We start from the raw sequence: 2499 nt of genomic DNA, 5'->3' as shown, positions 1-2499 counted from the left end.
CCGCATCTCGGCCGTCTGCCTGCGGGCGTGCTCGGCGGCCTCGCGCGCCAGCCGTACCTGCTCGAATGCCTGCTCTCGCTCGGTGCGCGCAATCGCGACCCGCGTGTGCGCTTCGGCCTGCACCGCGCTCAGCTTCGCCTCGACCCCCGCCGGGCTCAGCTCCTCGGCCAGCGCCCGCGCCAGCGGTTCGATGGCCGAGGCCAGCCCGGTCTCCATCCGGTCGTACAGCTGCTCGGCCCTGGCCAGCGCTCCTTCCAGCCCCGGCGTGGCCCTCCGCAACTCCCGCTCTCGCTTGGCCGCCGCCTGACAGTCCTTCTCGGGACAGTACGCCTTGGGCCGCCCTCTCCCCCGCCGCTGCTCGATCGGCGCTCCGCAGTGCTTACAAGGCGTCACCACGCTGGTCTCTGCAGTCACGACGCCATCCTACCATTTTTGATTTTCCAGAAAATAGAAATCAGAAATAAGGATCTGTTGCGTCGCGAGGCTCTGCCTGTAACTTGCGAGAAGGCAACATTCCCGCAAGTTGCTCCCGGGCGAAGGCACGCTGCGGCTGATGGCCCCCGCCTGTGCCGCTCGATGGGACCCGCCACTTATATTTCATGGGAGTTCGTCACAGGGTTTCAGCGCATTGGTCACCTGATTGCACCGCCCATATCGGAACAAAACGGCCCACAGTGCTTGTTTCTGCCTTTCATGATCTTCGCGTCTGCGATCTCACGCCAGCCTGGGCAGGCCGTGATGTTGACCCCAAAACTGCGGTGGCGAAGCGTCGGCAGGCTGAATTTCGCCCGGCGCGGCGTGGAGAGGGCCTGAACCGTCGCCTGATGACCCTTCTGCCCCTCTCCTCGGCTGCCGGCCCGTGCAATAGACGTGACCGATTCCGTTGAAAGGAAGATGACCAATGACGCCCTGACCAGCATTTTGGTCACGTGATTGCAGCGGTTGGTCATCGCGGCTGCAGTGGAATCTACTGCTCCAGGTTCAGGATGGATCTTCGCTTGCGGAGCGCTCGGGGTGCAGGGGTTGCACAGTAGGGTGCGCAGGTGTTCCAGGTCCGCTCACTCGCGTTCGGGGCCGCAGGTCGTATCCCATGGTGGTCTCGGGGCGGGCGAAGTGCAGTGGGCGTCCATGTGTACCTTGCTGACGTTGACCGTCGGGCCTGTGGTCTGCCGTTCTGTTGCGTCATGCCCATGGTGACTTGCGGCTAGGGTGTCGGTGCGGAACGGGGGGTGCGGCGGTCTCGCGATCGCCTCACGGTCTCTAGCCAAGGGGCGAGTGGACAAGCTGTGCTGTCACAGATCTGCGCCGCCGGTGTCATAGATCGGCGTTCCCCCACTGCCATTGTTCTGCGCGTTCGGTATCCCCGGGATGGCGGCCGGGACGCGGGCTCGCCGTGCTTGGCGAGCACGTGCTGTTAGCGTGGAGGCATGAGCCCCGGGAGCGCCTCTGCGTGCATGCATCCCGGGGCACCGCTTACATGGCACGTGCCGGTCTCGCTACGCCGATCCGGGCGTACGATCATGCTCCGGCCCGCCCGGGTACGTGGTCCTCGACGCACGCGGAGTCTTCGTGGCCGCGGCCGCCTCACACCCTTCGGGCGGCAATCATCATGTCGCGCCCCGTGGCTGGGCAGGCCTTTACCGACTCGCTGGTAGCGTTCGTTTCAATTCCCTACTTGCTTCGGTGGGTAGGTGCGGGCCTCGCCCATGGGCGGGGCCTTTGCGTTGTCACCACCTCCGCGGTGAGCGCGTTTCCCAATCGCCTCGGTACGGGCCTTTCCTGCTTGTTCGATAGGCCTTTGTGTACGTTAAAGTCCGACGTTGCGCATGGCGTTGTCGCGCCAGCGGTCAACAGCGCGGATGTAGCGCAGCACGACGGGTGAGGCGGGGGCCCAGCGGCCGTGCTTGGCGATGACCGCGACCGGGACGCCAGCGGCGTAGGCGACGGTGGCGCCCCCGGCGCGCAGGCTGTGCGCGGTGACGGTCTCCGCGGAGGGCACACCGGCGCGGACGGCCAGGTCGCGGACGATGACGTTGACCGCGTCGGCACCGAGCGAAGGGCCGATACCGCCGTGCCGGTTGATGCGGCGCAGCAGTTTGCCGGTGGTGTGTCCGGCCTGGTCGAGGATGTGGAGCCAGTCGCGCCAGGCGGCGACGGGGTCGGTGAGCGGGTGGCTGCCGCGGGGAATGGCGATGGTCTGACCGCGAGAATCCTTATCGGTCTTGGAGGTACGGATGGTCACCTCCAGGCCGTCGGCGACCTCGCGCACGTCCTCGCGGGTGAGGGCGACGAGTTCGCTGCGGCGTCCCATCAGGGCCAGGCCGAGCACGAGCAGCAGCCGGTCGCGCCGCCCGATCGGCGCGGCCAGGTCGCAGGCGCTCACCATGGCGCGCAGCGCGTCGATGGTGATGGGCGGGGCCTCGCGCTGGCCGCGGCCGCCGGCTTCGGCGCGCTGGCGCTTGTAGGCGCGCAGGGCGAGGCGGGCGGATTCGGTGGCGG

Annotated in this window: 2 protein-coding genes and 1 pseudogene; all 3 read right to left on the bottom strand. The window is 67.4% G+C overall.

Features of this window, described 5'->3' with window-relative positions:
* A pseudogene (locus AB0J09_RS62195) lies at nt 1-414 on the bottom strand (hypothetical protein); the annotation flags it as partial.
* A 218-nt stretch (nt 415-632) separates the two neighbouring features.
* Nucleotides 633-950, bottom strand: a complete 318-nt coding sequence (locus AB0J09_RS62190; RefSeq protein WP_360713558.1) for a hypothetical protein — start codon at nt 948-950, stop codon at nt 633-635.
* 857 nt (nt 951-1807) lie between these two features.
* The coding region (locus tag AB0J09_RS62185; protein WP_360713557.1) for a tyrosine-type recombinase/integrase at nt 1808-2499 on the bottom strand (692 nt) is incomplete at its 5' end.

The organism is Nonomuraea sp. NPDC049784, from assembly GCF_040659615.1.
Lineage (GTDB): Bacteria > Actinomycetota > Actinomycetes > Streptosporangiales > Streptosporangiaceae > Nonomuraea.
This window is presented reverse-complemented; position numbering and strand designations above follow the sequence as displayed.